Genomic DNA, 25,210 nt, shown 5'->3' on the forward strand with positions numbered 1-25,210 from the left:
GCGTCGGACAACGCGGGGCGGGGGCCGGCGTTGCCACGATCGCTTGCCACCCACGGTTCATGCCGCAGCGGTTTCCCGTTAAGCTTGCAGGAGAGCGAAGGGGGAAGGAACCAGATGCCGGATCGCAAGCCCGAGCGCCGCGTCCTCGCCCTCGTCGCCGTCCTGACGGGTCTCGGGATGACGGTGCTGCCCACCACGGGAATGGCGTTCCTGATGCCATGGGTGATGCAGCAGGGGGCGTTTCCGGCCTCCACGGCTGCGGTGATTCAGACGGCGCACACCTACGGGCTGATCCTGGGCGCGCTGCCGATGGCGGCGCTGGCCGCGCGGCTCGGACCGCGCCGCGGCTTCCTCGCCGCGCTCTTCGCCCTCACGTTGCTCGTCCCCGCCGCGGCGCTGCCGCTCGACCTCGTGCCGCTGCTCGGTCTGCGTCTGGCTCAAGGCATCGCCACGGCGCTTCTCGTCTGCGCGGGCTGGAGCCTGCTGCGCCGCCTCTTCGGCGAGGCGCGCTTCGGGCTCGGCCTCGGACTGGGGGAAGTGGCCGCCCTGCTGGCGCTGCTGCTACTTCAGATGTCGGCCGGGTTCGCACTGCCGTGGATGGGAAGCCTTGGCATCCTCGTCCCCACCCTGCTCCTGGCGGGGCCGAGCCTGATCCTCGGCGTGATCGCTCTGCCGAAGGAGGACACGCCGGGGCCGCGTTTCGACGGACTCGGCGCCATCCTCTCGGTGCTCTGCTTCGGGCTGCTCCTGACCACCGTGCCGCTCGCGCTGATCCGGCCGGTGGCGGCCCTGGTGGTGCTCAATCTCGGCCTGATGCTGCTGGGGCTGTGGATCTGGCAGCAATGGCGGCGGCCGGCGCCGCTGCTGCCGCTCGATCTTCGCGCGCGGCCGGGCCTGGCATGGCCGCTCGCCGCAGCCTTCGCAGGCCACATCGCCCTCACCGCGGCGGACACGGCCCTTCCCTCCCATCTCAACGCGCTCGACGGCCTGTTGCAGGAGAGTGTCGGCGTCGTGTTCCTGGGGCTTGCGGCCCTCAGCGCCGGGGCGGGCTTCTACGCCGGCCGGTCCGCCGCGCCGCTCTCGCCGTGGGGCTCCCGGATGGCGGGGCGGCGGGCGCATGGCCGATCCAGGCCGCCGGTCTCCTCGCCTTCGGCCTCGGCCGCGGCCTGTTCACCGTGGGCAACGTCCTGGCGCTTCTGCGGGCCGCGCCGCCCGCGCGCAATGCCGCGGCGACCGGATTGTTCGTCCTCGCGGGCGGGCTCGGGACGCTGCTCGGCCCGCTCTGCCTCGTGCCGCTTCCGGCGCTGTTCGACGCGACCGAAGCGATCTCGTCCGCGCTCTGGCTGGGGCTCACGGCGGGGGCCGCGCTGGTCGCGGCTTGGCTCAGCCGATCGGGGGCGGAGACCGGCGGGCGCCCGTCACAGGAACCGGCTTGACCCTTCGGCAGACCGGCGCGCTTCGGCCTCAGGCCGCCGCCTCGATCTCCCCGCTCACCTCCAGCCATTCCTCTTCGGCCTTGGCCAGAGCCTCGGCGGCCTCGGCGCGCATGCGGGCGATATCGCCGGCCTTGGCCGCGTCCTTGAGGAAGGCGGTGCCGTCGGCCAAAGCCGCATCGATCTTCTCGATCGCCCCCGAGAGCTTGGCCATGCGCGCCTCGATCCCGTCGAGGCGCTTGCGCAGGGGCGCCAGCGCGGCTCGGCGCTCCACCGCCGAGCGGCGCGCCTCGGCCTTCTGCCCCCCGGTGCCGTCGCCGGACGTGTCCACCCGCTCCGGGCCGGCGAGCACGAGGCGGCGGTAATCGTCCATGTCCCCGTCGAAGGACTTCACCGAGCCATCACCGACGATCCAGAGCCGGTCGGCGCAGGCCTCGATCAGGAAGCGGTCGTGGCTGACGAGGATCACCGCCCCCTCGTAATCGTTGATCGCCTCGACCAGCGCCTGCCGGCTCTCGATATCGAGGTGGTTGGTCGGCTCGTCGAGGATCAGCAAGTGCGGCCCGTCGAAGGCGGCGAGCCCCATCAGGAGCCGCGCCTTCTCGCCGCCGGAGAGTTTCTCCACCGGCGTGTCGGCTTTCGAGGCCGGGAAGCCGAGCCGGGCGGCGGCCGAGCGCACCTTGGCCTCGGGCGCGTCGGGCATCCGGTCGCGCACATGCGCCACCGCGCTCTCGGACGGGCGCAGCTCGTCGAGCTGGTGCTGGGCGAAATAGGCGACCTCCATCTTGGAGGAGCGCCGCATCTCGCCCGCGAGCGGGGGCAGCCGCCCGCCGATCAGCTTGCAGAAGGTCGACTTGCCGTTGCCGTTGGCACCCAAGAGCGCCACGCGATCGTCGGGGGCGAGGCTGAGGTTGAGCCCCGAGAGCACGATCCGCTCGCCGTAGCCGGCCTGGACGCGCTCCATCGCCACGATCGGCGGCGAGAGCGGCTTCTCCGGGCTCGGCAGGTGGATCACCGGCACGTCGTCTTCGAGAAGCGCGGCGATGGGCTCCATCTTGGCGAGCCGCTTCATCCGCGATTGGGCCTGGCGCGCCTTGGTCGCCTTGGCCTTGAAGCGGTCGATGAAGCTCTGGAGATGCGCCCGCTCGACCTCCTGCTTGGCCTTCGCCTTGGCCTGGAGCAACCGCTTCTCGGAGAGCTGGCGGGCAAAGCTCGTATAGCCGCCGCGGTAGATCGTGAGCTTGCCCCGATCCAGGTGCAGGATGTGATCGACGCTCGTGTCGAGCAATTCCCGGTCGTGGCTGATGATGACGGCCGTACGGGGGTACTTCTCGAGGTAGTCGTAGAGCCAGAGCGTGCCCTCGATGTCGAGGTAGTTGGTGGGCTCGTCGAGAAGCAGCAGGTCGGGCTCGGAGAACAGCACCGCGGCGAGCGCCACCCGCATCCGCCAGCCGCCGGAGAAGTCCGAGCAGGGACGGCCCTGCGCCGCCGCATCGAAGCCCAGGCCGTGCAGGATCGCCGCGGCCCGCGCCGGCGCCGAATGGGCGCCGATATCGACGAGCCGCGTCTCGATCTCGGCGCGCCGCAGCCCGTCGGCGGTGTCCGCCTCCTGCATCAGCCGGGCGCGCTCGGTGTCGGCGGCGAGCACGACGGCGTGCAGGGTCTCGGGGCCGGCGGGCGCTTCCTGCGCCACCGCACCGATGCGCATGCCCTTGGGCAGGGAGACCGCACCGGCATCGGTCGGCAACTCGCCGAGGATCGCCCGGAACAGGGTGGTTTTCCCCGCGCCGTTGCGGCCGACGAGGCCGACCCGCGCCCGGTCGGGAATCGCGAAGGTCGCCGAATCGAGGATGACCCGCTCGCCGATGCGGTAGGTGAGATCGTTGACGCGCAGCATGAGCGGCGTTCTGGGGGCGGGCGCCGGGAAGCGCAAGAGCCGGGGAGCTCAGGAGCCGGGGAGCCCAGGAGCCGGGGAGCCCAGGAGCCGGGGAGCCCAGGAGCAGCGACCTCGCGCAGGCCATCGGCGGGGCCCGCGCGAACGTTTTGCCAGCTTGAGCGTTCGGCTCGGACGAACAACGGCAGAAAAGACGCGGAGGAACCATGGCCAAGCCTGAATTCAAGGCGCCGCGCCCGCCGGAGCTGCTCTCGCCCTGGCGCACGGACAGGCGCGCCGCGCTCCAAGAGGAAGCCCGGGCGTTTGCCCGCGACGTGATCCTGCCGCTCGCCGACGAACTCGACCCGCAGAAGGGCGAGATGCCGCGCTCGCTCATCGACGCGATGGCGGCGAAAGGCTGGTTCGGCATCACCATCCCCGCCGAGTATGGCGGGATGGGGCTGGGGGTGTTCGAGTACTGCCTGATCTCGGAGGAACTCGCCCGCGCGTGGCTCTCCACCGGGTCGATCCTGGCTCGCGGCCAGGGGCTGGGCACGCAGACGCTCGACGATGAAAGCCGCCGGGCGCTGCTCGCCAAATCCGCCAAGGGGCAGTGGATCGGCTCGATCGCACTCTCCGAACCCACCGCCGGCTCGGATCTGGCCGGCGTGCAGACCCGCGCGGTGCGCGAGGGCGACGAATGGGTGCTCACCGGCACCAAGCGCTGGGCCGGCTTCGCGCTGGGCGCCGACTTCATCGAGGTGCTGGCCCGCGTGCGCGACCCCGAGCCCGGCGAGCCGCGCTCGGCCGGGCTCGAACCCTTCCTCGTGGTCAAGGAGCCCGGCACCTTCCCGGAGGGCATGACCGGCACCGTCATCGACAAGATCGGCTACCACGGCTTCCTCACCTTCGAGCTGAACCTCGACGGCGTGCGCGTGCCCGAGCGCGACCGGCTCACCGGCCTCTACGGCGACGAGGGGGCGGATGCCGATTCCGGCGGCTTCGCCTCGGTGCAGCGCGGCCTCAACATCGCCCGGGTCCACACCGCCGCCCGCGCGGTCGGCGTGGCGCGCGCCGCGGTGGAGGATTGCACCGCCTACCTTCAGGAGCGCGAGCAGTTCGGCCAGCCGATCGGCCAGTTCCAGGCCCTGCGCTTCGCGCTCGCCGACATGGCCGCCGAGGTGGCCCAGGCCCGTGCCTACTGGCAGCAGGTCGCCCACCTCCTCGACGAGGGGCTGCCCGCCGAGAGCGAATCGGCCGGGGTGAAGCTGCTCGCCACCGAGATGGCGGTGCGGGTGACGAACCAGGCGATGCAGCTCCACGGCGGGAACGGCTACACCACCGAGCGGCGGGTCGAGCGCTACTGGCGCGACGCGCGCCTCACCACGATCTTCGAGGGTACCAGCGAGATCCAGCGCCGCATCATCAGCGACCGGATGCTGCCGCGGGGGTGAGCCGAGGGATGAGGATACTGGGCTCGCTCGCCTATCGGGTGGCCGGCAAGCCGCCTATATTTCACCGACCATGTCCGCCGCCCCCGAGCCCCGTGATCCGCCGCCCGCGCATGTGCGCCGCCTCGATCCGATCCTGGTCGATCGCATCGCCGCGGGCGAGGTGGTCGAGCGGCCGGCCTCGGCCGTCAAGGAGTTGGTCGAGAACGCGATCGATGCCGGCGCGCGCAGCATCGAGGTGGCGATCGAGGGCGGCGGGCGCCGCCTGATCCGCGTCATCGACGACGGCATCGGCATGGGGGCGGAGGATCTGGCGCTCGCGGTCGAGCGCCACGCCACCTCGAAACTGCCCGATGGCGACCTGACCCGGATCGGCTCGCTCGGCTTTCGCGGCGAGGCGCTGCCCTCGATCGGCGCGGTCTCGCGGCTCACGATCACCTCGCGCACCGCCGAGGGCGAGGGGGTGAGCCTCACCCTCGATTCCGGCGCCAAGGGCCCGGTGCGCCCGGCGCCCGCGACCCGCGGCACCCGCATCGAGGTCACCGAGCTTTTCGCCGCGACCCCGGCCCGGCTGAAATTTCTGAAGACCGACCGGGCCGAAACGGCCGCCGTCTCCGAGATCCTGCGCCGGCTCGCGGTGGCGCAGCCGCAGATCCGCTTCACCCTGCGGACCGAGAGCGGCAGCCCGACCGTGTTTCCCGCCGAGAGCGAGCCGGGCCCGGCGGCGCTGCTACGCCGGCTCGGAGCCGTGCTCGGCCCCGATTTCCCAGGCAATGCCGTGCCCGTCGACATGGCCCGCGAGGGCTTCGCGCTCCAGGGCCATGTCGGCCTGCCGACCTTCCACCGCGGGGCGGCGAGCCACATCCACTTCGTCGTGAACGGGCGCCCGGTGCGCGACCGGCTCCTGCTCGGGGCCGTGCGCGGGGCTTATGCCGACACCATGAGCTCCGACCGCCACCCGGTGCTCGCGCTCCATCTCACCTGCGATCCCGCCCTCGTCGATGTGAACGTGCATCCGGCCAAGACCGAGCTGCGCTTCCGCGAGCCGGGACTGGTGCGGGCGCTGATCGTCAGCGCGATCCACGAGGCATTGCGCCGAGCCGGGGCGCGGTCTTCCAGCACGGGCAGCCAGGCCGCCCTCGACGCGCTGCGGGCCGGCGCCGGCATGGGGAGCGCCCCGCCGATGACGGCAGGTGCGGGCCGGTTCGCCGCGCATTCGGGCGCCTCCGCCGCGAGCGCCCTGAACCCCCGCCCGGCGAGCCGCCTGTTCTCCGGCCCCTCGGTAGCCGCGCCCGCGGGCTACCGCCCGGCGCCGCGCCCGGCCTTCACCGAAGACGATCCGGGCTTTGCCGAGACGCCGCAGGCCTTGTTCTCCGCCGACCTTGCCCCGCCGGGCGCCGACCTGCGGCCCGCGGAGGCGATCTCGGAAGCCGAGGCCCGTCCCGAGACCCATCCGCTGGGTGCGGCCCGCGCGCAGATCCACGAGACCTACATCGTCGCCCAGACCCGCGACGGCATCGTGCTGGTCGATCAGCATGCCGCCCATGAGCGCCTCGTCTACGAGCGGCTGAAGCGCGAGCGGGCCGGCGGCGGCGTACTCGCCCAGGGGCTTTTGATCCCCGACGTGGTCGAGATGGCGCCCGAGGAAGCCGACCGCCTCGTCGAGGCCGCGCCCGATCTGGAGCGGCTGGGCCTCACCCTGGAGGCGTTCGGCCCCGGCGCCGTGCTGGTGCGCTCCGTGCCGTCGGCGCTGGCAGGCGGATCGGTGAAGGGGCTCGTGCTCGACGTGCTCGACGCGCTGGCGGCCAGCGGCGTCGAGGAGGGCGGCCCGGCCGGCGCGGGCGATCCCGATCCGGTGAGCCGCCGCCTCGACGCGATCCTCTCGCGCATGAGCTGCCACGGCTCGATCCGCGCCGGTCGCCGCCTCAAGCCCGAGGAGATGAACGCCCTGCTGCGCGAGATGGAGGCGACGCCGCTCTCCGGCTCGTGCAACCACGGCCGCCCGACCTTCGTGACCCTCGGACTCGCCGATATCGAGCGGCTGTTCGGGCGGCGGTGACGGCGCCCTCCTGAGGAAGACGCCGCACGAGAGCCGTATCCGACCCCATTGCATCACGCCGGCGTCTCCCGATCCTTGGTTTGACGCGCATTCTTTCGATGAACGGGTGACCCCTTCTCGGAATGCGCTCTCGTCAGGCCGGGATGGCGACCGCCAAGGCCGCCGCGCTCGGGGGCGTCCGCGGGCGCGGCATCACCGCCGCCGGGCAGGGCGGCGGGTCGTCGTCATCGTTCCGGCGCCCGGGGCGAAGAAACCGGTGCCGGTTCGACGAGCGCCGTGGGCGCCGCGGCCAGGCCGGACTGCCGGAAGAGGCCGTGCTCGCGGAGGGAGGCCCCCGGTCGAGCGTGCCGAGCGCGGCGAGGACGGTATCGACCGGCACCGGCTCGGCCTTGCAGCCGGCAAGGCAGCGCATCGCGGGCGCGTTCTCGAGGGCGCAGGCATCGGACGCCCAGGCGGCCAGGATCGCGCGCTTGTCCGCGTGCGACAGGAGCGGGTGGGCCAGCACCTCGCGCGGATGGCGGAACACGTCGCCGGGGGCGACGCGCGCCTGCCATGTCTCGAACGAGGCGGCCGGTGTGCCGGCCGGGTTCATCGGGCCGGAATGGGCGGAATGCGTTTCCATCGTCGTCACGGGTCATCTCCCTGAAAGCACGGGGTTTTCGTGCGAAAAGGAAGCGGTCCCCGAAGGCGCACAGCCTCCGGGGATGCCAGCTCGTGTCTGGTGTGCGCCGAGGGTCAGGCGGCCTTGGACAGGTCCTCGACCTGAGCCGGCGTATTCTGGGCCGACGCGTTGTCCTGCCCGATGGCGGCCTGCGCGCCGCCGATGGCGATCCGGCGCGGCTTGAACGCCTCCGGCACCTCACGCTTCAGCTCCACCGTGAGCAGGCCGTTATCCAGGCTGGCGCCCGTGACCCGCACATGCTGGGCCAGGTTGAAGCTCTGGCGGAACGTGCGGCCGGCGATGCCCCGGTGCAGATACTGGCGCTCGCCCTCCTGGGCCTTCTTCTGGCCCGTGACGAGGAGCGTGGTGTCCTGCTGGGTGAGTTCGATCTCGTCCTGCGCGAAGCCCGCGACCGCCATGGTGATGCGGTAGGCGTCCTCGGACACCTTCTCTATATCGTAGGGCGGCCACGCGGCCGAGGTCTCGGCCTGGTCGAGTAGGGAGAACAACCGGTCGAAACCGACGGTGGACCGGTAGAGGGGAGAAAAGTCGAAGGTCCTCATGACCACATCCTCCTTGGAGCAACGTGATGACGAGGGCCGCCGGACACCTGCATCCGGCGCCCCATAGGCGAGCCCGTTTCGGGCCTCGCACGCGCGTAACGCGATCAGCGGATCCGAGTTCCAAATTTTTCCGCAATTTTTGATCGGCGCGCGGTGCTTGGGCTGGAAGGAAGATCTTGTTCGCCCTGGTGCGGACCGGACGGGAGAGGCGGCGCGTCACACAGGATCCGCCGTTCCCACGCCCCGCAGCAGCGGCACGAAGGAGACCGGGCCGAAATCGCAGCTCTCGAACCGATCCGGCCCGCGCCGGATCAGCCGCAGCAGCGTCTGCCCGCCGGGCGGACCGACCGGAATGACGAGGCGGCCACCCGCCTTGAGCTGGGCCTTCAACGTCTCCGGGATCGTGGGACCCGCCGCGGAGACGAGGATCGCGTCGAAGGGCGCGGCCTCCGGCCAGCCCGCATGACCGTCGCCGACACGCAGGGGCACCGTGAGCCCGCGTGCGGCGAGGCGAGCGCGGGCGGCTTTGCCCAACGCCGCGTGGCGCTCGATGGCGAAGACCTGCGCATCCATCCGCGCCAGCACGGCCGCCGCGTAGCCGCAGCCGGCGCCGACCTCCAGCACCCGGTCGCCGGGCCGCAGGGCCAGCGCCTCGATCATCAGGGCGACGATGTAGGGCTGGGAGATCGTCTGCCCCGCCCCGATCGGCAGTGGCCCGTCGCTGTAGGCCTCCCCCGCCAGAGCGTCCGGCACGAAGGCCTCCCGCGGCACGGCCCGCATCGCATCGAGGACGGCCGCATCACGGATGCCGCGGGCGACCAGTTGCGTCTCGACCATCCGGGTTCGGGCCTCGGCGCGATCCGGCATCGTCTCACTCCGTGTCGGCGCCGTCCGTCCCGGCATCGGACGCGCCGTCATCCGTGGAGGGCGAGGGCGGCAGGTTCGGCGGCGGCAGGCGGCCGGGGCTCGGCGGCGTCGGCAGCCCGGCATCCTCGGTCGCGGGTGGGAGCGGGGCGGGTTTGGTCTCGGGCATCGATCCGTCGCAAGCTGCGGCGGCGCGGGACGCGCGGCCTTCCCTGCTTCAACGCGCCAGAACGCCGCTCGGCCGAGAACGAGAGATCTGCATGAATGCTGGCCCGAACCTGTTCGCCGGTCTGCCTGGCCACACCGAGGCGGAAGCCTTCGAGACCCTGCTCACGCGTCCCGGTCTGCGGGTCGAGCGCATCGTCTCGACGGGCCAAACGAGCCCGCCGGGCTTCTGGTACGATCAGGACGAGGACGAATGGGTCGCGGTGCTTCAGGGCAGCGCCGAACTCCGCTTCGCCGACGAGCCGGCGCCGCGTCTGTTGTCGGCGGGCGATCACTTGCTGATCGCGGCGCATCGCCGGCATCGCGTCGAGCGCACGCAGAATCCGACGATCTGGCTCGCGGTTCACTGCGCGCCGCGCTGACGCCGCCAACCGGATCGCATCAGGCCGGCGGCGCTCGATCTTCGTTTCGACACGCGTTCCAACGAACCGGTTGCCACTGCGTCGGTATGCGCTCTAACGCGTTGCTCCATGATCGCGTGCCGCATCGAACCGAAGGGACAGATCGAGCCGGAGGGGGAGGGCGTCTGGCGCTCCACCGGCTCCGATCCGCAATTCCGGCTGACCCATCCCCGCGGCGGACGGCTGTTTCCGTTCCGGTTGGCAGAAGGCTGGGTGCGCATCCGCGCCGACCTCGAAGGGCTGGGCCACACGAAGCCGGTTCCGCTCCTCTACGTCGATGACGGCTCGGGCTTTCGCGAGGACGAGGCGGTCCGGCTCGAAGTGCGGGAGGACGGGGGCATCGACGACCTCGTGCGCCTGCCGCGCCGGGTGCGGGGCCTGCGGCTCGATCCGCTCGCCGCGAGCGGGCGGTTCCGCCTCTCGCGGGCGACCCTCGAACCGCTGCGCGGCCCGGCCGCGGCGCTCGCCGTCGCCCGCCGGTTGCTGGCGCGGCTGCCGGAAGAGGAGAGGGGGAGCGGGGCGCTGCTCGCGCGCCTCGCGCGCCTCGCCGTCAGCCGCCCGCCCGCCGCCCTGTGGCGGGCGTTCTGGGACAGCGCCCGGCCGCGCCCGGCGGCGGCCTCCTACGCCGCCTGGATCGAGACGATCGAGCGCCCGGCCCTGCCGAGCCCGGAGGCGATGCGGGCAGCGATCGCGGGCTTTCGGGTGCGGCCGCGCATCTCCATCGTCATGCCGGTCTACAACACGCCCAAACCCTATCTGGAGGCGGCGCTCGCGAGCATCCGGGCGCAGGCCTATCCCGATTGGGAGCTGTGCCTCTGCGACGACGCGTCGAGCGCGCCCCATATCGCGCCGATGCTGGACGCGCTGGCAGCGGAAGAGCCGCGGGTGCGGCTGCACCGGCGATCGAAGAACGGCGGCATCGTCGCGGCGAGCAACGACGCGCTCGCCTTGGCCACCGGCGACTGGCTCACCCTGATCGACCACGACGACGCGATCCCGCCGCACGCCTTCTACGCGCTCATTGCCGCCCTGAACGCGGATCCGCAGATCGATTTCCTCTACTCGGACGAGGACAAGATCACGGTGGGCGGCGAGCGCTACGAGCCGTTCTTCAAGCCGGACTGGTCGCCCGAGACGCTGGAAGCCTGCATGTACACGGCCCATCTGGCGCTCTACCGGATGGATATCGTCGCCCGCATCGGCGCCTTCCGGGCGGAATGCGAGGGCGCGCAGGATTACGATTTCGTCCTGCGCTACACCGAGCACGTCACCCGCGTGCACCACATCCCGCAGGTGCTCTACCACTGGCGGGCGATCCCCGGCTCGACCGCCCAGGCCATGGACAACAAGGGCTACGTGGTCGCCGCGGCCGTCCGCGCGCTCGAAGACCGGGCGCGGCGCACCGGCGGGCTCGATTCCGTGCGTCCCACGGCCTTCGCCGGCAGCTTCCACCTGCGCCGGCCGCTCAAGGAACGGCCCCTGGTCTCGATCGTGATCCCCACCGCCGGCCGCGACAGCGCGGTTCGCGGCCGCACCGTCGATCTCCTGGCCGCCTGCCTCGCCAGCATCCGCGAGCGGACCACCTACGAGGCGATCGAGATCGTGGCGGTCGATAACGGCGACCTGCGGCCGACGACGAAAGAAGCGCTGGAGCGGTACGATGCCCGCTCCGTCACCTGGGACCAGCCGGTCTTCAATGTCGCCGCCAAGATGAATCTCGGGGCCCGTGCCGCCACGGGCGCGGTGCTGGTCTTCCTCAACGACGACATCGAGATCATCAGCCCCGACTGGATCGAGGCGATGCTGGCGCTTCTGCAGATCCCCGGCGTCGGCGCGGTCGGCCCCAGGCTCCTGTTCGAGACCGGCGAATTGCAGCATGTCGGCGTCACCGTGATCGACGCCACCCCCGACCATCCCCGCCGCTCCTACCCGCGGGAAGACCCCGGCCACTTCTTCTCGACCGCGGGCAACCGCAACTACCTCGCGGTGACGGGCGCCTGCGTGATGGTGCGGCGGGCCGATTTCGAGGCGATCCAGGGCTTCGACGAGGGGTTTGCCGTCAACTACAACGACGTCGATCTCTGCCTGCGGCTGTGGGAGCGGGGCCTGCGCAGCGTCTATTGCGCCGAGGTCGAACTCTATCATTACGAGAGCCGCAACCGGGCGCGCACTGTCGCGGCGGACGAGCAGGCCCGCTTCCGCGCGCGCTGGGCGGAGGCAATCCCGCGCGACCCCTATTACAGCGCGTGGTTCGAGGCGCTGCCGCCGACCTTCGAGCTCGATCCGGCGCGGTTCTGACGTCGCGACCTATCTCGCTTGCGAGAGCCTCCTCCCGAAAGCCGGAGGCCGCCTTTCGGGAGGAGGCCCTAAAGGAGGGCCGGCAGATCCTTCCAGCCATAGGCCAATTCCACGAGGATACCGTCCGGGCGCTCGTCGACCCTTTCGCCGACCACGACACCGCCGAGCCTTTCGTAGAATGCTCGCGCACCCGTGTTCTCGCGCAACACCCAGAGCGACACCGCTCGGCAGCCTCCGGCCATCAGACGGCTGGAAAGATCCTGCGTGATCCAGCGTCCCAGTCCCAAGCGCTGACACGCACGCAGGACATAGATCGCGCTGATCTCGCCATCGAAGCCTCTTTTCGCCAGTGCCTCGTCTCGTTGAGGGCCGCAGGAACCGAAGGCGACAACCCGATCGTCGCACTCGACCAAGCGGACGATCGTTTCCGTCTTGCCGCGTGCCATGATCCGGCGCCAAGCCTCCGCTCGGCTTTCAACGGACAGGTTGGAAAGCATGCGCGCCGGCAGAAGCCCCGTATAGGTCTCCCTCCAAGCGGCAACGTGCATCGCGGCCAGGGCTTCCGCATCCTGCGGGCGGGCGGCACGGATTGAGAACGGTTCCCTGCGCATATGAATGCCTGCCCACAGCCGGAGGCTTGCAGTGCCTCTTGGAGTGTCTCACCGCGCGTTGATCATCTCCTTGATGCGCGCGGCCAGCACTTCCATCACGAAGGGCTTGGTGATGACCTGCATGCCGGGCTCGAGGTGGCCGTTGCCCACCGCCGCGTTCTCGGCGTAGCCGGTGATGAACAGCACCTTCAGGTCCGGCCGCAGGGCACGGCCCGCATCGGCGACCTGGCGCCCGTTCATGCCGCCGGGAAGCCCGACATCGGTGACCAGAAGGTCGAGGCGCACGTCCGATTGCAGCACCTTGAGGCCGGACGGGCCGTCGGCGGCCTCGATCGCGGTGTAGCCGAGATCCTCCAACACCTCCGTGACCAGCATCCGCACCGTCGGCTCGTCATCGACGATCAGCACCGTCTCGCCCTGCTCGGCGCGGGGCGCGGCGGCCAGATCCGGGGCCGCCTCCGGCTCTTCCGCCGCCCCGTAGTGGCGCGGCAGGTAGAGGCACATCGTCGTGCCCTGGCCGACCTCCGAGTAGATCCGCACCTGCCCGCCCGACTGGCGCACGAAGCCGTAGATCATCGACAGGCCGAGGCCCGTGCCCTGGCCGATGGGCTTCGTGGTGAAGAACGGGTCGAACGCCTTGGCGATGACGTCCGGGCTCATGCCGGTGCCGGTATCGGTCACGCAGAGCGAGAGGTACTGGCCGGGATCGAGGTCGCGCTCCTTGGCGCCTCGGTCGTCGAGCCACTTGTTGGCAGTCTCGATGGTGATGCGCCCGCCATCCGGCATCGCGTCGCGGGCGTTGATGCAGAGGTTGAGCAGCGCGTTCTCGAGCTGGCTCGGATCGACCAGCACCGACCATAGCCCGCCCGCGGCCACCACTTCGAGGGTGATCGACGGGCCGATGGTGCGGCGGAGCAGATCCTCCATGCCGGTCACCAGCCGGTTCACGTCGGTGGGTTTCGGGTCGAGGGTCTGGCGCCGCGAGAAGGCGAGCAGGCGGTGGGTCAGCGCCGCCGCGCGCTTGGCGGCGCCCTGCGCGGCGTTGACGTAGCGGTCGATCTCGGTGATCCGCCCCTGCGCGAGGCGGGTCTGCAGCAGTTCGAGCGAGCCGGTGATGCCGGTGAGTAGGTTGTTGAAGTCGTGGGCGAGGCCGCCGGTGAGCTGGCCCACCGCCTCCATCTTCTGGCTTTGGCGGAGCGCCTCCTCGGCCCGCATCAGTTCGGCGGTGCGCGCGGCGACCTGCTGCTCCAGGCTCGCGTTGAACGCCTCCAACTGCGCCTTGGCACGCAGCTCGCCCTCGATGTTGCGCGCCTCGATCACCGTGCCGATCGGCATGCCGGCCTCGTCGCGGATCGGGCTCGCGGTAAAGGCGACGGGGTAGAACGAACCGTCGCGGTGGACGAAGACCTCCTGGCCCTGCTCCTGGTTGTTCTCGGGGAAGGCCTGATCGATCGGGCATTCGTGGAGCGGGTAGGGGCTGCCGTCCGGCCGGGTATGGTGGACGACGTCGTGGAGCGCCTTTCCGTGCGTTTCCTCCAGGCTGTAGCCGGTCAGCCGCTCGGCGGCGCGGTTCATGTAGGCGCAGTGCTGGCGCTCATCCATCATGAAGATCGCCTGCGTCGCGTTGTCGAGCACCGCGTCGAGGCGGCGGGTGGCCTCAACGAGGCGCTCCTCGGTGCCTTTTCGCGCGGTGATGTCGATGGCGCTGCCGACGCCGCGCAGGCAGCGGCCCTCGGCATCGAACACGCCGCGCCCCTTGGCCGCGACCCAGCGAACCGTGCCGTCGGCGCGGCCGATCGCGCGGAACTCCTCGTCGTAGAAGGCGCGGGTCACGGGATCGAGCGCGGCGGCAAAGGCGGCGGTGACCCGGTCCCGGTCGTCCGGGTGGAGGCCGTCGGCGAAGTCGGCGAGGGTCACGTCCGCGTCGGGCGCCAGCCCGAACATCGCCTTGATCCGCGGCGGCCAGAACAGGGTGCCGGTGCGCGGATCGAAATCCCACAGGCCGATCTCGCCGCTCTCGACCGCGAGCCGCAGGCGCTCCTCGCTCTCGGCTAATGCCAGTTCGGCGGCGCGGCGCTCCTCGATGTCGACCACCGAGCCGATATAGCCGAGGAAGCTCCCGTCGGCGGCAAAGCGCGGGCTCGCGGTGTCGATCGCCCACCGGTAGACGCCGTCGCGGCGGCGCAGGCGGTATTCGAGGCTGAAACCCTCGTGCCGGGCATTCGCCCGCAGGAAGGTCTCGCCCGACCAGCCGCGATCGTCCGGATGCACCGCCTCGAGCCAGCCGAGGCCGAGGGCCTGCGCCTCGGTTTGGCCGGTGAAGTCGTACCAGCGCCGGTTGAGGTATTGGCAGGCGCCGTCCGGGCCGGTCACCCACATCATCACCGGCGCGTCGTCCGCCATGGTGCGGAAGCGCGCCTCGCTCTCGGCGAGCGCCGCGTTGCCGGTGATCCGCTCGGTCACGTCCGAGCCGTCGACGAACACGCCGGTGATCGTCCCGGCCGCGTCCCGCATGGGCTGGTAGACGAAATCGAGGAAGCGCCGCTCCGGCACGCCGCCGGGCAGGCGCAGGAGCATCACCGGTGCGCCGTGCGCCGTGTGGGTGCGGCCGGTGAAGAACACTTCGTCGAGCAGCTCGAAGAAGCCCTGGCCCTCGATTTCCGGCAGAGCCTCCCGCACGGGTCGACCGAGAACGTCGCGGTGAGCGATGAGTTGGCGATAGGCGGCGTTGGCGAAGGCGAAGACGTGGTCGGGCCCGTCGAGCACCGCGACGAAGCTCGGCGATTGCTCGAACAGCCGCGCGAAGCGCTCGCGCTCGGCATGCATCTGCCGGCCCGCCCGCACCGAGGCGGTCGTCTCCGAGCACGCGCAGAACATGCCCGCGACCGTGCCGTCCTCGATCCGCACCGGGGTGTAACCGAAGGCGAAGTGAGTCTCCTCCGGGTAGCCGTTGCGGTGCATCGTGAAGGCGATGTCCTCCATATGCGTGGCCTCGCCCGCATAGGCCCGCGACAGGATCGGCTCCACCTGGTCCCAGATGTCGTGCCACACCTCGTCGAAGGGCAGGCCCAGCGCGCGCGGGTGGCGGGCCCCGCACATCGGTGCGTAGCCGTCGTTGTAGAGCGTGACGTGCCCCGCGCCCCAAACGATCAGCATGGGCTGCTGCGAGCCGAGCATCACGCCGACCAGGGTCTTGAGCGCCGCCGGCCACGTCTCCGGGCTCCCGAGCGGCGTCGCCGCCCAATCGATCCCGCGGATCAGCGCGCCGGCCTCGCCGCCGCCATCGAGGAAGAAGGGCCCGGCCGTCACGCGGTGCGCCTCCGACACGACGGATGTCGTCCGCCGGAACGCGGAAGGGATCGGAGGACGGGCGAAGGGAGGGCTCTCGGGCGGGCGTGCAGGGGCAAGGAATAGGGCAAGGAATGGGGCAAGGGAAAAGCGGGACCGTATGTTCGACAGCGTTCAACGCGGGAACCAGCCAGCCGTGCCATCGCTGGGTGCAGGAAGCTGAATCGAGAACCTCCCGGCCCCATGCCATGACGCGAAGCGGTGGCGATGCCAAGGCAGCCGGCCGAGAAGTTCGATCGACCTCCGATCGCGTCGGCTCGCTCCGACGGCTTTGAGGATGCAGGCGCCTTGCGCGGGCGCACCGGCCGCGTCAGCATCCAAGGCAGGCACGAGCCGCCCGGTCAGGCTTCCCGCAACCCGGCACGATGCTCTGAGGAAAGCCTTTCGTGGACGCGCTGCCTTCCTTCTACGACGACCTCGACGGCTTCCGCGCCGAGGGCTGGCGCCGCCTCGCCGACGGCGTGGGACACCGGCACAGCCCGTTCCACACGCCGTCTCTCGCGACCGTCGATGCGGCGGGCCGTCCGCGGCTGCGCACCGTGGTGCTGCGCGCGGCGGAAGCCGGGGCGGGGACCTTGCGCTTCCACTGCGACCGGCGCTCGGACAAGGCGCGGGAGATCGCGCAGAACGGGCTGGCCGCCCTCCACGTCTACGATCGGGCGGCCAAGCTCCAGCTCCGCGTCGAGGGCCGGGCCCGCCTCCACCACGACGACGCGCTCGCCGACGCCGCCTGGGCCGCGGCGCTGACGATGAGCCGGGTCTGCTACGGGGTCGAACCCGCCCCCGGCACCGCGCTCGCCGCGGGCGACGCCTACGCCATGCCCGACGAGGATCCGGAGGCGCGCATCGGCCGCGAGAATTTTTGTGCGGTGGTGCTCACGGCCGAGCGGATCGACGGGCTCTACCTCGACCGGCGCGGGCACCGGCGGGCGGTTTTTCTCTGTGAAGGACAAGCTTGGGTCGGGACTTGGGTCGCGCCCTAAAGGTTGCATTTCTCGGGGACTATCTGTCTAATAGGTTCTCATTTTGTTCTGATTAACTTCGCATCAATCAGAAGGGAACGCCCTATGGCTGAGACGAAGATCGAATGGACAGACGCAACCTGGAATCCCGTTGTCGGCTGCTCCATCGTTAGCGCCGGATGCACGAATTGCTACGCCATGAGGATGGCGGCACGATTGGAAGCGATGGGTGTCCGACGCTACGCTGGGCTGACCCGCAAGAGCGGCGGACGTGCCGTATGGACCGGGCGCGTTCGATGCGATGAGGACGCTCTTTCGATCCCTGGCCGTTGGAGAGGAAAGCGGCTCGTTTTCGTCAATTCAATGAGTGACCTTTTCCATCCGGACGTTTCGCAGGACTTCATTCGAAAAGTCTGGTCTGTCATGGAAGCTGTCCCTCAACACACGTTCCAAATCCTCACCAAGAGGCCGGAGCGAATGCGCGATGTGCTGTCGATCGCGGGGATCCCTATCCTGCAAAATGTTTGGCTTGGGACGAGCGTCGAGTCGAGTGAGGTTTTGCATCGGCTCGATGAATTGAGAGAAACACCTGCGGCCCTTCGCTTTGTTTCGTTTGAGCCGCTTCTAGGATCGGTGGCAGGCGCAAATCTGACCGATATCGATTGGGTGATCGTGGGTGGCGAAAGCGGCCCCCGATCTCGGGCCATCGACGTGACCTGGGTTGAAGAAGTCGAGCAGCTTTGTCGGGTCAGCGACGCGGCCTTTTTCTTCAAGCAGTGGGGCGGCCCTAATAAGCGTAAGACCGGGCGCTACTTCCGGGGCCGGACTTGGGACGAAATGCCGATTGTGAGGATGTGATCGGCGACCTTTTTCGCCAGCGCAATCGCCTTCGGATTCGGACTTGAAACGGCAAAGAACAGCGAAAATAACGGCGCTCCGTTCTTCATCGTGAGCGTCCGTGGCTCAGACACGTGCGGAAAGATGTCTTTGAGGCGCGTCTTCACGTAATTCTCGATCATGCGTACGTCAGCGACGCGCCGCAGCTTCGCTCGATTCTCCTCGTCACCGAAAGAGGCGAAGAGATCGTCAGCGCGCTCCTTCCGCCCGTAGAATGCGTCCTCCCAATCCGGTGTACCGAGAATGCGCGTGATCGAAGCCCGCTTTTCTGGTGTGAGCTTCTCACCGGATCTAGCAGCTTGCCGATATAGGCCACTCAGGGGGAAAAGGTACCAGACGTCGGTAGCCTGCGTCGCGGCGATTTCCTGAAGAGTCGTGAACTCAACGTTCATCCCGTAGGGATCGAGAAACAGTACGGCCCGGATGCCAGAGGAGCCTCGATGCGGCCTGAGCCAGGGCGTCGTGCGGCAAATGTCGATGAGCGCGGCATTGGCTTCGCCGCGCTGCGTCCGTGCTCGAATGTCTGGGTACTCGGCGCAGAGTGCCTCAAGAGCGGCGTACCGCCTGCTATGGCGCTCGATCAGGATGATCTGTTGAAACGGAGGGGAAGTTTGAAGGGCGATGCGTGCCGATCCCGGCACGTAAACTTGTTCGAGCTTGGCCTCGACGCCGAGGAGGAACGGTTCGTTATCGATGACACGATCGATCAGGCGCCCCCCGCTGCCTGCGAAGGCATCGATGTAATAAAGCTCGAACCCTTTATTGCGCAGCGCAGTAGTGAAGAACGAAAGGTACTTCCGCAGGGCATCAAGCTTCAGGTCGGTCCAATCCCCACCGAAACGATGCCCCGCAGCCATCTCGATGACGCTCCGCCCTGACCGAGTTCAAGCAGAGGTAGCACACCACTTCAGGATTGCGTGTGTGAAATTTTGCCTCGGCGTCCCTTCATACGCCTTGTCCTAATGCCCCCATCCGCGCGAACCCGGCCTCCAGATCCGCCTTCAGATCCTCCGGGTCCTCCAGCCCGATATGGAAGCGGAGCGCCGAGCCGTCTGGCGGCCAGCGCGTGGCGGTGCGGTAGACGGTCGGGTCGAAGGGGATGACGAGGCTCTCGAAGCCGCCCCAGGAAAAGCCCATCCCGAACAGTTCGAGCCCGTCGAGGAAGGCGGCGAGCGCCTCCTCCGAGACGGGCTTCAGGATCACCCCGAACAGGCCCGAGGCGCCGGAGAAGTCGCGCTTCCAGATCGCGTGGCCGGGATCGTCCGGCAGACCCGGATGCAGCACCCGCAGCACCTCGGGGCGGGCCTGGAGCCACTCGGCCATGGCGAGCCCCCGGGCGCCGTGCTCGCGCAGGCGCAGGCCCATGGTGCGCAGTCCCCGGAGACCCAAAAAAATGTCCTCGGGGCCGGGGCAATTGGCGAAGTGCTCGTAGGTGCGCTTGAGCGCCGGGTAGTGCTCGGCGTTGGCCGAGACGAGGCCGAGCAGGAGGTCGGAGCCGCCGCTGAGATACTTGGTGCCGGCCTCCACCGCGAGATCGACGCCGCGCTCGTGGGGCGGGAACAGCAGCGGCGTGGCCCAGGTGTTGTCCATCACCACCGTGCCGCCGCGGGCGTGCATCGCCGCGGCGATGGCCGGCACGTCCTGCATCTCGAAGGTCTGTGAGCCCGGCGCCTCCACGAGCACCGCCCGCGTGTTGTCGCGCATCAGCCCGGCGATGCCCGCGCCGATCAGCGGATCGTAGTACTCGACCTCGACGCCGTAGCGCTTCAGCACGCCGTCGCAGAAGATGCGGGTCGGGCGGTAGGCGGAATCGGTGACGAGGAGGTGGTCGCCCGCGCTGACGCAGGTCATCAGCGCCAGCGTCAGGGCCGAGAGGCCGGACGGCGCCAGCACCGTGCCCGCCGCCCCGGCGATCTCGCTCCACGCCTCGCACAGGGCGTCCATCGTCGGCGTGCCGGAGGTGCCGTAATTGTAGCGCCCGCGCCGGTGCTTGATGTCGTCGTAGGTCGGATAGAGGACGGTCGAGCCGCGATAGATCGGCGTGTTGACGAAGCCGTGCTGGGCTGCCGGGTCGCGCCCGGCGAGCACGAGGCGGGTGTCGGCACCGAAGCGACCGCGGTCGCGGGGGGGAGATTGGGACATCGGCCTCGGGAGGATGAGAGGGCTCTTCGCGTTAAAAGCCCTTTCAGCCCTCCGAGACCGGACGCGTCAAGGCGGTCGCGGTTCGCCTCGGGCGGTCCCTACGCTGCCGGATCGTCGGTCGCCGCCTCCTCGTAGGCCTGGATCCAGGCCGCGCGATCCGCGGAGCCCTCCGCATAGGGGCACTCATCGATGCTCTTGCCGTAGAGCCGCGCGTTGCGCCCCTGGATGAAGGGGCTGTCGCTCGCCGTCGCCTGCTCGTTCATGGCCAGATCCTGTTCCTGATGTCCTGAATAGGGCCGGTCCGCAGCGGGCCCGGCCGTCCGGTTCATTAACGACACCGCGCGCATCCTGTTTCCGGGGCCGCAGTTCACGGTCCCGCGTACCTTCGCGTATCGAGTTCCCCATCGTGAGCATCCTGCGCGTCATCACCTTCGGCACCATTACCGGCCTCGGCACGCTCTCGGTCGCTCTCGTGAGCGCGGACCGGCTCATGCATCAGGCGGTCGCCGCCGTGCCGGCTCCGACGATCGCGCGGGCCGCCCCGGTCCTGCCCGATCCCGCCACGACCGGCACGGTGACGCAGGGGCCGGCGGCCGAGACGAAGAAGGAGCGCATGCTCACCGGCTTCGACACCGAGCGCCTCAACGCCCTGATGCGCGGCGAGACGCCCGCAGCCCCCTCCCGCAAGCGCTGACCGCGCGCCCGGTCCGGGCTACAAGCGCCGTCCCGCCATGCCGCCGAACGTGCCATCTTGGGCCTGATCTACGCGCTCGCCGCCTATCTCAGCTGGGGCCTCGTCGTCCCGGTGCATTTCCGGCTCCTCGACGGCATCCCGCCGGGCACGATCCTGGCGCAGCGCATCGCATGGTCGGCGCTGCTCGTGGTCGGCCTGATCGCGCTGCTGCGCAAGCGGCTCGCCAACCCGTTCCCCCTGCGGCCGCGCCATGGCCTGCTCGTCGTCTCGGCGGGGCTGATCGCGATCAACTGGATGCTCTACCTCCTGGCGGTGTCGAGCGGGCACATGCTCGATGCGAGCCTGGGCTACTTCATCAACCCGCTGGTCTCGGTCGCCCTCGGCGCCCTCGTCCTCGGCGAGCGCCTGCGCCCGGTCCAGGTGGCGGCGGTCGCCATCGTCGTGCTCGGCGTGGTGATCGCGGTGGCGATGGCGGGGCGCCTGCCGCTGCTGTCGCTCGGGCTCGCGGTCACCTTCGCGCTCTACGGGCTGGTGCGCAAACTCGTCGCCGTCGACGGCACCGTCGGCTTCTGCGCCGAGACATTTTTGCTCCTGCCCGCGGCTCTGGCCTATCTCGCCTTGGCCGCGCCTCCGGTGCCCGACGACGCTCGCACCTGGGCGCTGCTGGCGCTCACGGGCGTGACCACGGCCCTTCCGCTGATCTGGTTCGCCGCCGCGGCGACCCGGCTGACGCTGGCGACCCTCGGGCTGATGCAGTACATCGCGCCCTCCTGCCTGATGGCGCTCAGCACGCTGGTCTACGGTGAGACCCTGACGCCGGACCGCCTCGTGCTGTTCGGGCTGATCTGGCTCGCGCTGATGCTCTACGCGTACGATGCGATCCGCCACGAGCGCAGGCGCCACGCCGCGTTGACGACGGGACGGGCAGGAGAGAGGCGATGATCCGGCTCAACCGCATTACCGACATCTCGGGAATCCGCGTCGGCCACGCGGAAGACGAACGAATCGCGAGCGGCGTTACCGCGCTCGTGTTCGAAAAACCCTTCGTCTGCGCGGTGGATGTGCGCGGCGGCGGTCCCGGCACCCGCGAGACCGACCTGCTCGATCCCGCCTCCACCGTGCAGGCGGTCGACGCCCTCGTGCTGGCGGGCGGCTCGGCCTTCGGGCTCGACGCGGCGGCGGGCGTGGTCGCCGCCCTGCGCGAGGCGGGCCGCGGCTTCGCGGTCGGCGACATGCGCGTGCCGATCGTGCCCGGCGCGATCCTGTTCGACCTGCTCAACGGCGGCGACAAGGCATGGGGCCGCTTCCCGCCCTATCGCGAGCTCGGCTACGCGGCGGCGCTCGCCGCGCAGGACGGCGCCTTCGCCCTCGGCTCGGTCGGGGCGGGGCTCGGAGCCCGCACCGCCAACCTCAAGGGCGGCCTCGGCTCGGCCTCGAGCACGGTGCCGGGCCTGTCCGCGCAGGTCGGCGCGCTGGTGGCCGTCAACGCCTTCGGCTGGGTGACGATGGGGCGGGGGCCGCATTTCTGGGCCGCCCCGTTCGAGCGGGACGGGGAGTTCGGCGGCCTCGGCCTGCCACCGCTTATGCCCGACGACGCCCTCTCCTGGCCGCGCGAGCCTGTGCCCGGCGCCAACACCACGCTGGCGATCGTCGCCACCGACGCGGCGCTCACCAAGGCGCAGGCCAAGCGCCTCGCCATCGCCGCGCAGGACGGGCTCGCCCGGGCGATCCATCCGGCCCATACGCCGCTCGACGGCGACGTGGTGTTCGCCGTCGCCACCGGCGCGGTGCCGCTCGGCGATGAGGTGGCCGACCTCGCCCGCCTCGGCGCGGCGGCGGCCGAGACGCTGGCGCGGGCGGTCGCCATCGGCGTCCACGCGGCGACGCGATTGCCCTGCCTCGACCTGCCGGCGTGGCGGGAGATCGGAGGGCGTCCCGACTGATCTTACGAATTAACCCAAAATCTCAGACGTATCTTCCAGCCGATTCGAGCAGTTCAATCGCCCAAATGACAAAATAATCTCGTAGTAATTCTCCGATATATTATCAGTATATGCATATTAAATTATCGAATTGCCTTCCATTTGTAATAATACATCGTAATTTTTTCGGCATTCATTCGCCAGCACCATTCGTGGAGCATGGAGGCTGATTCGATTAAGAAGTCAGCGGGGGAACCATATCATCTGGGAGGATCGCCATGCCTGATGGACTTCTTGCGCTCGTTTCCTCCGAGAACGAGCAAATCACGGAGAGGGGCGATATTGGCCCGAACGTCGTCAGTCTCCAGTCGCGATTGAAGGAGCTGGGATACTACAAAGGGACGGTCGACGGGCTCTTCGGCGGCGGCACGGAAATCGCTATCATGGATTTCCAGAGGGATGCGGGCATCGGCATCGACGGACGCTTCGGGCCGGAGACGAAGGCCAAACTCTCGCGATGGCCCAACGGCAATGCGAACGACAATCGGCAAAAAGGCAGAGCGGACGTCGTCTACAAGAATCAGTACGCGATTCGGAACCGCCCCTGCACGCCCTATCTCGAAGTCACGTTGGCCAGCGCAGTCTTCGACGTCTTCGGTGCCGGGTTTCAGGCGCAGATCTACAGCGGCGGACAACCGAGGAAGGGCATGCCCGGCAAGAGGGTCGGCAGCATCCGCCATGACGATTACGGCGAGGGTGGTCGCGCGCTGGATGCCTGGATCGTCGGCCGCGACGGGAACCGTCTTTCAGGGCGCGAACTGGGAAAGCTCGGTCAATACTGGCTCGCCAAGAAGTATGGCGGCTGCGGCCTCGAGATGGCGGTTGGCGGCATCCATCTCGACGAATGGAAGAGGCCCCCAAGGGGCGGCGGGATGTACTGGACCTACCCGTATCTCGAAGCACAGAACTGGGGTGAGGCGGTCAAGAAGATGCTCGAAGCCGGACATGCGGGCAAGGAACCTTAGCCACGGTCGATCGAGCCTCTGAGCGGAAGATCAGCACCGAACGAAACGGGACGGAGACGTGAACCCGGTCCATCGCGACCGGGCCACGCCTCCGAGGCTACATATTACAGGTTCGTGTAGTTCGGCCCGCCCGGCCCCTCCGGGGTGACCCAGTTGATGTTCTGGTTCGGGTCCTTAATATCGCACGTCTTGCAGTGGACGCAGTTCTGCGCGTTGATCTGGAAGCGCACGCCGTCGCTGGCGGACTTGTCCTCCACCCACTCGTAGACGCCCGCCGGGCAATAGCGGCTCGACGGACCGCCGAAGACGTCGTGCTCGGAGGTCTTCTGCAGCCCCATGTCCTTCACCTTGAGGTGGGGCGGCTGGTCCTCCTCGTGGTTGGTGTTCGAGAGATACACCGAGGAGAGCCGGTCGAAGGTGAGCTTGCCGTCCGGCTTCGGGTAGACGATCGGCGTCACCTCCGAGAGCGGCTTGAGGCAGGCATGATCCGGCTTGCCGTGGCCCAGCGTCCCGAACAGCGAGGCGTTGGCGAGCGTGTTCATCCACATGTCGAGCCCGCCCAGCCCCACGCCAACGAGCGTGCCGTATTTCGACCAGAGCGGCTTGACGTTGCGCACCGGCTTGAGGTCGCGCCCGATCGGACTGTCGCGCCAGCCCTCCTCGTAGGCGGTCAGCTCATCGCCCTGGCGGCCGGCGACGAGGGCGTCGAAGATCGCGTCCGCCGCCTGGATGCCGGACAGGATCGCGTTGTGCGAGCCCTTGATGCGCGGCACGTTCACGAAGCCGGCCGAGTCGCCGACGAGGCAGCCGCCGGGGAAGACGAGCTTGGGCACCGATTGCCAGCCGCCCTCCATGATCGCGCGCGCGCCATAGCCGATGCGCTTGGCCCCCTCGAAGGTCTCGGCGATCATCGGGTGGGTCTTGAAGCGCTGGAACTCCTCGAACGGCGACAGCGTCGGGTTCTCGTAGTTCAGGTGCGTGACGAAGCCGACCGAGAGCAGATGGTCGTCGAAATGGTAGAGCCACGAGCCGCCGCCCGCCTTGTTCGGCAGCGGCCAGCCCATCGTGTGCTGAACCAGCCCCGGCTCGAACTTGTTCGGCGCGAGCTGCCACAGCTCCTTGACGCCCAATCCGTATTTCTGGTGGTCGCTGTTGCGGTTGAGCCCGAACCGGTCGATCAGCGTCTTGGTGAGCGAGCCGCGCGCGCCCTCGCCGAACACCGTGTACTTGGCCCGCAGCTCCATGCCGCGGGTGAAGTCGTCGCGCGCCTCGCCGGTGCGGGAGATGCCGAGATCCCCCGTCGCGATGCCGGTGACGATGCCGCGCTCGTCATAGAGCACTTCGGAAGCCGGGAAGCCGGGATAGATCTCGACCCCGAGGCCTTCCGCCTTGGCGCCGAGCCACTTCACGGTGTTCGAGAGCGAACCGACGAAATTGCCGTGGTTCGACAGCAGTTTGGGAAAGAACACGTTCGGCATGGTGACGCCGCTGTTCTTGGTCAGGAACAGGAACTCGTCGCGCTCCACCGCCGTCTTGAGCGGCCGGTCCGGATCGTCGCGCCATTCGGGCAGCAGGGTGTCGAGGCCGAGCGGATCGACGACGGCGCCGGAGAGGATATGCGCGCCGACCTCGCCGCCCTTCTCGACGACGACGACCGAGAGCTCCTCACCCTTCTCCGCGGAGAGCTGCTTGAGGCGGATCGCGGCGGCGAGGCCGGCGGGTCCCGCGCCGACGATCACCACGTCGAAATCCATGCCTTCGCGTTCGGGCAGCGCCATCCT

At 69.4% G+C, this 25,210-nt stretch carries 22 protein-coding genes and 1 pseudogene; 12 read left to right on the top strand and 11 right to left on the bottom strand.

Translation table 11 applies throughout. The annotated features are described in order from the left end of the window. Positions 1 to 201: 201 nt before the first annotated feature. Together E4V01_RS26665 and E4V01_RS03800 are read left to right on the top strand one after the other, a co-directional pair. Positions 202 to 1,029, top strand: a pseudogene (locus E4V01_RS26665) (MFS transporter); the annotation flags it as partial. A gap of 56 nt (positions 1,030 to 1,085) precedes the next feature. After that, positions 1,086 to 1,436: a hypothetical protein gene (locus E4V01_RS03800; protein ID WP_135297435.1), complete on the top strand. Its 351-nt coding sequence runs from the start codon at positions 1,086 to 1,088 to the stop codon at positions 1,434 to 1,436. A 28-nt stretch (positions 1,437 to 1,464) separates the two neighbouring features. Here E4V01_RS03800 and E4V01_RS03805 read toward each other — a convergent pair whose 3' ends face one another. Beyond that, positions 1,465 to 3,330, bottom strand: coding sequence for an ABC-F family ATP-binding cassette domain-containing protein (locus tag E4V01_RS03805; RefSeq protein ID WP_135297436.1), 1,866 nt, complete (start codon positions 3,328 to 3,330; stop codon positions 1,465 to 1,467). A 203-nt stretch (positions 3,331 to 3,533) separates the two neighbouring features. Here E4V01_RS03805 and E4V01_RS03815 point away from each other — a divergent pair, with 203 nt between their 5' ends. Continuing rightward, entirely contained in the window at positions 3,534 to 4,760 is a 1,227-nt protein-coding gene (locus E4V01_RS03815; protein ID WP_135297438.1) for an acyl-CoA dehydrogenase family protein, read from the top strand. A 70-nt stretch (positions 4,761 to 4,830) separates the two neighbouring features. Then, positions 4,831 to 6,816 (top strand): DNA mismatch repair endonuclease MutL, encoded by a 1,986-nt coding sequence (mutL, locus tag E4V01_RS03820; protein WP_135297439.1) that lies wholly within the window; start codon positions 4,831 to 4,833, stop codon positions 6,814 to 6,816. A gap of 133 nt (positions 6,817 to 6,949) precedes the next feature. Here mutL and E4V01_RS03825 read toward each other — a convergent pair whose 3' ends face one another. The 4 genes from E4V01_RS03825 to E4V01_RS25540 form a co-directional block, all read right to left on the bottom strand. Further along, the gene (locus E4V01_RS03825) at positions 6,950 to 7,447 is read right to left on the bottom strand and encodes a hypothetical protein (protein WP_083530923.1); all 498 of its coding nucleotides are present in this window, start codon (positions 7,445 to 7,447) and stop codon (positions 6,950 to 6,952) included. 104 nt (positions 7,448 to 7,551) lie between these two features. Beyond that, positions 7,552 to 8,040, bottom strand: coding sequence for an Hsp20 family protein (locus E4V01_RS03830; protein ID WP_135297440.1), 489 nt, complete (start codon positions 8,038 to 8,040; stop codon positions 7,552 to 7,554). 216 nt (positions 8,041 to 8,256) lie between these two features. After that, the gene (locus tag E4V01_RS03835) at positions 8,257 to 8,907 is read right to left on the bottom strand and encodes a protein-L-isoaspartate(D-aspartate) O-methyltransferase (protein ID WP_245517412.1); all 651 of its coding nucleotides are present in this window, start codon (positions 8,905 to 8,907) and stop codon (positions 8,257 to 8,259) included. 4 nt (positions 8,908 to 8,911) lie between these two features. Next, positions 8,912 to 9,073 carry a hypothetical protein gene (locus tag E4V01_RS25540; RefSeq protein ID WP_193763136.1) on the bottom strand — a complete coding sequence of 54 codons (162 nt, stop codon included), beginning with the start codon at positions 9,071 to 9,073 and terminating at the stop codon, positions 8,912 to 8,914. A 91-nt stretch (positions 9,074 to 9,164) separates the two neighbouring features. On the opposite strand from E4V01_RS25540, the gene E4V01_RS03840 reads away from it, so the two are divergent. Together E4V01_RS03840 and E4V01_RS03845 are read left to right on the top strand one after the other, a co-directional pair. Further along, the gene (locus tag E4V01_RS03840) at positions 9,165 to 9,491 is read left to right on the top strand and encodes a cupin domain-containing protein (RefSeq protein WP_135297441.1); all 327 of its coding nucleotides are present in this window, start codon (positions 9,165 to 9,167) and stop codon (positions 9,489 to 9,491) included. Positions 9,492 to 9,599: 108 nt separating this feature from the next. Then, a complete protein-coding gene (locus tag E4V01_RS03845) occupies positions 9,600 to 11,828 on the top strand; it encodes a glycosyltransferase (RefSeq protein WP_135297442.1) in 2,229 nt (742 codons plus the stop codon). Positions 11,829 to 11,896: 68 nt separating this feature from the next. Here E4V01_RS03845 and E4V01_RS03850 read toward each other — a convergent pair whose 3' ends face one another. Both E4V01_RS03850 and E4V01_RS03855 read right to left on the bottom strand, forming a co-directional pair. Then, positions 11,897 to 12,439 (bottom strand): GNAT family N-acetyltransferase, encoded by a 543-nt coding sequence (locus E4V01_RS03850; RefSeq protein ID WP_135297443.1) that lies wholly within the window; start codon positions 12,437 to 12,439, stop codon positions 11,897 to 11,899. Positions 12,440 to 12,487: 48 nt separating this feature from the next. Beyond that, on the bottom strand, positions 12,488 to 15,748 hold the full coding sequence (locus tag E4V01_RS03855) for a PAS domain S-box protein (protein ID WP_135297444.1): 3,261 nt from the start codon (positions 15,746 to 15,748) through the stop codon (positions 12,488 to 12,490). 425 nt (positions 15,749 to 16,173) lie between these two features. Here E4V01_RS03855 and E4V01_RS03860 point away from each other — a divergent pair, with 425 nt between their 5' ends. Both E4V01_RS03860 and E4V01_RS03865 read left to right on the top strand, forming a co-directional pair. Then, on the top strand, positions 16,174 to 16,770 hold the full coding sequence (locus tag E4V01_RS03860) for a pyridoxamine 5'-phosphate oxidase family protein (protein WP_135297445.1): 597 nt from the start codon (positions 16,174 to 16,176) through the stop codon (positions 16,768 to 16,770). Between the two features lie 84 nt (positions 16,771 to 16,854). Then, entirely contained in the window at positions 16,855 to 17,607 is a 753-nt protein-coding gene (locus E4V01_RS03865) for a DUF5131 family protein (protein ID WP_135297446.1), read from the top strand. Here the strand turns inward: E4V01_RS03865 and tcmP are convergent. The 3 genes from tcmP to E4V01_RS25545 all read right to left on the bottom strand — a co-directional run bounded on the left by tcmP (position 17,559) and on the right by E4V01_RS25545 (position 20,051). Beyond that, positions 17,559 to 18,503 (bottom strand): three-Cys-motif partner protein TcmP, encoded by a 945-nt coding sequence (tcmP, locus tag E4V01_RS03870; RefSeq protein WP_135297447.1) that lies wholly within the window; start codon positions 18,501 to 18,503, stop codon positions 17,559 to 17,561. The two genes, E4V01_RS03865 and tcmP, sit on opposite strands and share 49 nt — an antisense overlap. An 88-nt stretch (positions 18,504 to 18,591) precedes the next feature. Beyond that, positions 18,592 to 19,788: a cystathionine beta-lyase gene (gene metC / locus E4V01_RS03875; RefSeq protein ID WP_135297448.1), complete on the bottom strand. Its 1,197-nt coding sequence runs from the start codon at positions 19,786 to 19,788 to the stop codon at positions 18,592 to 18,594. A 98-nt stretch (positions 19,789 to 19,886) separates the two neighbouring features. Further along, positions 19,887 to 20,051, bottom strand: coding sequence for an Rmf/CrpP family protein (locus tag E4V01_RS25545; RefSeq protein WP_193763137.1), 165 nt, complete (start codon positions 20,049 to 20,051; stop codon positions 19,887 to 19,889). A gap of 143 nt (positions 20,052 to 20,194) precedes the next feature. Between E4V01_RS25545 and E4V01_RS03880 the strand changes: the two genes are divergently transcribed. The 4 genes from E4V01_RS03880 to E4V01_RS26515 all read left to right on the top strand — a co-directional run bounded on the left by E4V01_RS03880 (position 20,195) and on the right by E4V01_RS26515 (position 23,429). After that, on the top strand, positions 20,195 to 20,482 hold the full coding sequence (locus E4V01_RS03880) for a hypothetical protein (protein WP_135297449.1): 288 nt from the start codon (positions 20,195 to 20,197) through the stop codon (positions 20,480 to 20,482). A 57-nt stretch (positions 20,483 to 20,539) separates the two neighbouring features. Beyond that, entirely contained in the window at positions 20,540 to 21,424 is an 885-nt protein-coding gene (gene rarD, locus E4V01_RS03885) for an EamA family transporter RarD (RefSeq protein ID WP_135297450.1), read from the top strand. Continuing rightward, positions 21,421 to 22,425, top strand: coding sequence for a P1 family peptidase (locus E4V01_RS03890; protein ID WP_135297451.1), 1,005 nt, complete (start codon positions 21,421 to 21,423; stop codon positions 22,423 to 22,425). The genes rarD and E4V01_RS03890 overlap by 4 nt, the downstream gene beginning before the upstream one ends. Positions 22,426 to 22,682: 257 nt before the next feature. Continuing rightward, the gene (locus E4V01_RS26515; protein ID WP_135297452.1) at positions 22,683 to 23,429 is read left to right on the top strand and encodes a peptidoglycan-binding protein; all 747 of its coding nucleotides are present in this window, start codon (positions 22,683 to 22,685) and stop codon (positions 23,427 to 23,429) included. A gap of 104 nt (positions 23,430 to 23,533) precedes the next feature. Here E4V01_RS26515 and E4V01_RS03900 read toward each other — a convergent pair whose 3' ends face one another. Then, the gene (locus E4V01_RS03900) at positions 23,534 to 25,207 is read right to left on the bottom strand and encodes an electron transfer flavoprotein-ubiquinone oxidoreductase (protein WP_135297453.1); all 1,674 of its coding nucleotides are present in this window, start codon (positions 25,205 to 25,207) and stop codon (positions 23,534 to 23,536) included. Positions 25,208 to 25,210 lie beyond the last annotated feature (3 nt).

It is taken from the genome of Methylorubrum sp. Q1 (genome assembly GCF_004683995.1).
Taxonomy (GTDB): Bacteria; Pseudomonadota; Alphaproteobacteria; order Rhizobiales; family Beijerinckiaceae; genus Methylobacterium.

Coding starts and splice junctions, on each gene's coding strand:
- E4V01_RS26515 (WP_135297452.1), top strand. CDS start 22,683: ATGCCTGATGGACTTCTTGCGCTCGTTTCCTCCGAGAACGAGCAAATC.
- mutL (WP_135297439.1), top strand. CDS start 4,831: ATGTCCGCCGCCCCCGAGCCCCGTGATCCGCCGCCCGCGCATGTGCGC.
- E4V01_RS03890 (WP_135297451.1), top strand. CDS start 21,421: ATGATCCGGCTCAACCGCATTACCGACATCTCGGGAATCCGCGTCGGC.
- E4V01_RS03815 (WP_135297438.1), top strand. CDS start 3,534: ATGGCCAAGCCTGAATTCAAGGCGCCGCGCCCGCCGGAGCTGCTCTCG.
- E4V01_RS03845 (WP_135297442.1), top strand. CDS start 9,600: ATGATCGCGTGCCGCATCGAACCGAAGGGACAGATCGAGCCGGAGGGG.
- E4V01_RS25540 (WP_193763136.1), bottom strand. CDS start 9,073: ATGCCCGAGACCAAACCCGCCCCGCTCCCACCCGCGACCGAGGATGCC.
- E4V01_RS25545 (WP_193763137.1), bottom strand. CDS start 20,051: ATGAACGAGCAGGCGACGGCGAGCGACAGCCCCTTCATCCAGGGGCGC.
- E4V01_RS03900 (WP_135297453.1), bottom strand. CDS start 25,207: ATGGCGCTGCCCGAACGCGAAGGCATGGATTTCGACGTGGTGATCGTC.
- E4V01_RS03840 (WP_135297441.1), top strand. CDS start 9,165: ATGAATGCTGGCCCGAACCTGTTCGCCGGTCTGCCTGGCCACACCGAG.
- E4V01_RS03850 (WP_135297443.1), bottom strand. CDS start 12,439: ATGCGCAGGGAACCGTTCTCAATCCGTGCCGCCCGCCCGCAGGATGCG.
- tcmP (WP_135297447.1), bottom strand. CDS start 18,503: ATGGCTGCGGGGCATCGTTTCGGTGGGGATTGGACCGACCTGAAGCTT.
- E4V01_RS03805 (WP_135297436.1), bottom strand. CDS start 3,330: ATGCTGCGCGTCAACGATCTCACCTACCGCATCGGCGAGCGGGTCATC.
- E4V01_RS03835 (WP_245517412.1), bottom strand. CDS start 8,907: ATGCCGGATCGCGCCGAGGCCCGAACCCGGATGGTCGAGACGCAACTG.
- metC (WP_135297448.1), bottom strand. CDS start 19,788: ATGTCCCAATCTCCCCCCCGCGACCGCGGTCGCTTCGGTGCCGACACC.
- E4V01_RS03830 (WP_135297440.1), bottom strand. CDS start 8,040: ATGAGGACCTTCGACTTTTCTCCCCTCTACCGGTCCACCGTCGGTTTC.
- E4V01_RS03865 (WP_135297446.1), top strand. CDS start 16,855: ATGGCTGAGACGAAGATCGAATGGACAGACGCAACCTGGAATCCCGTT.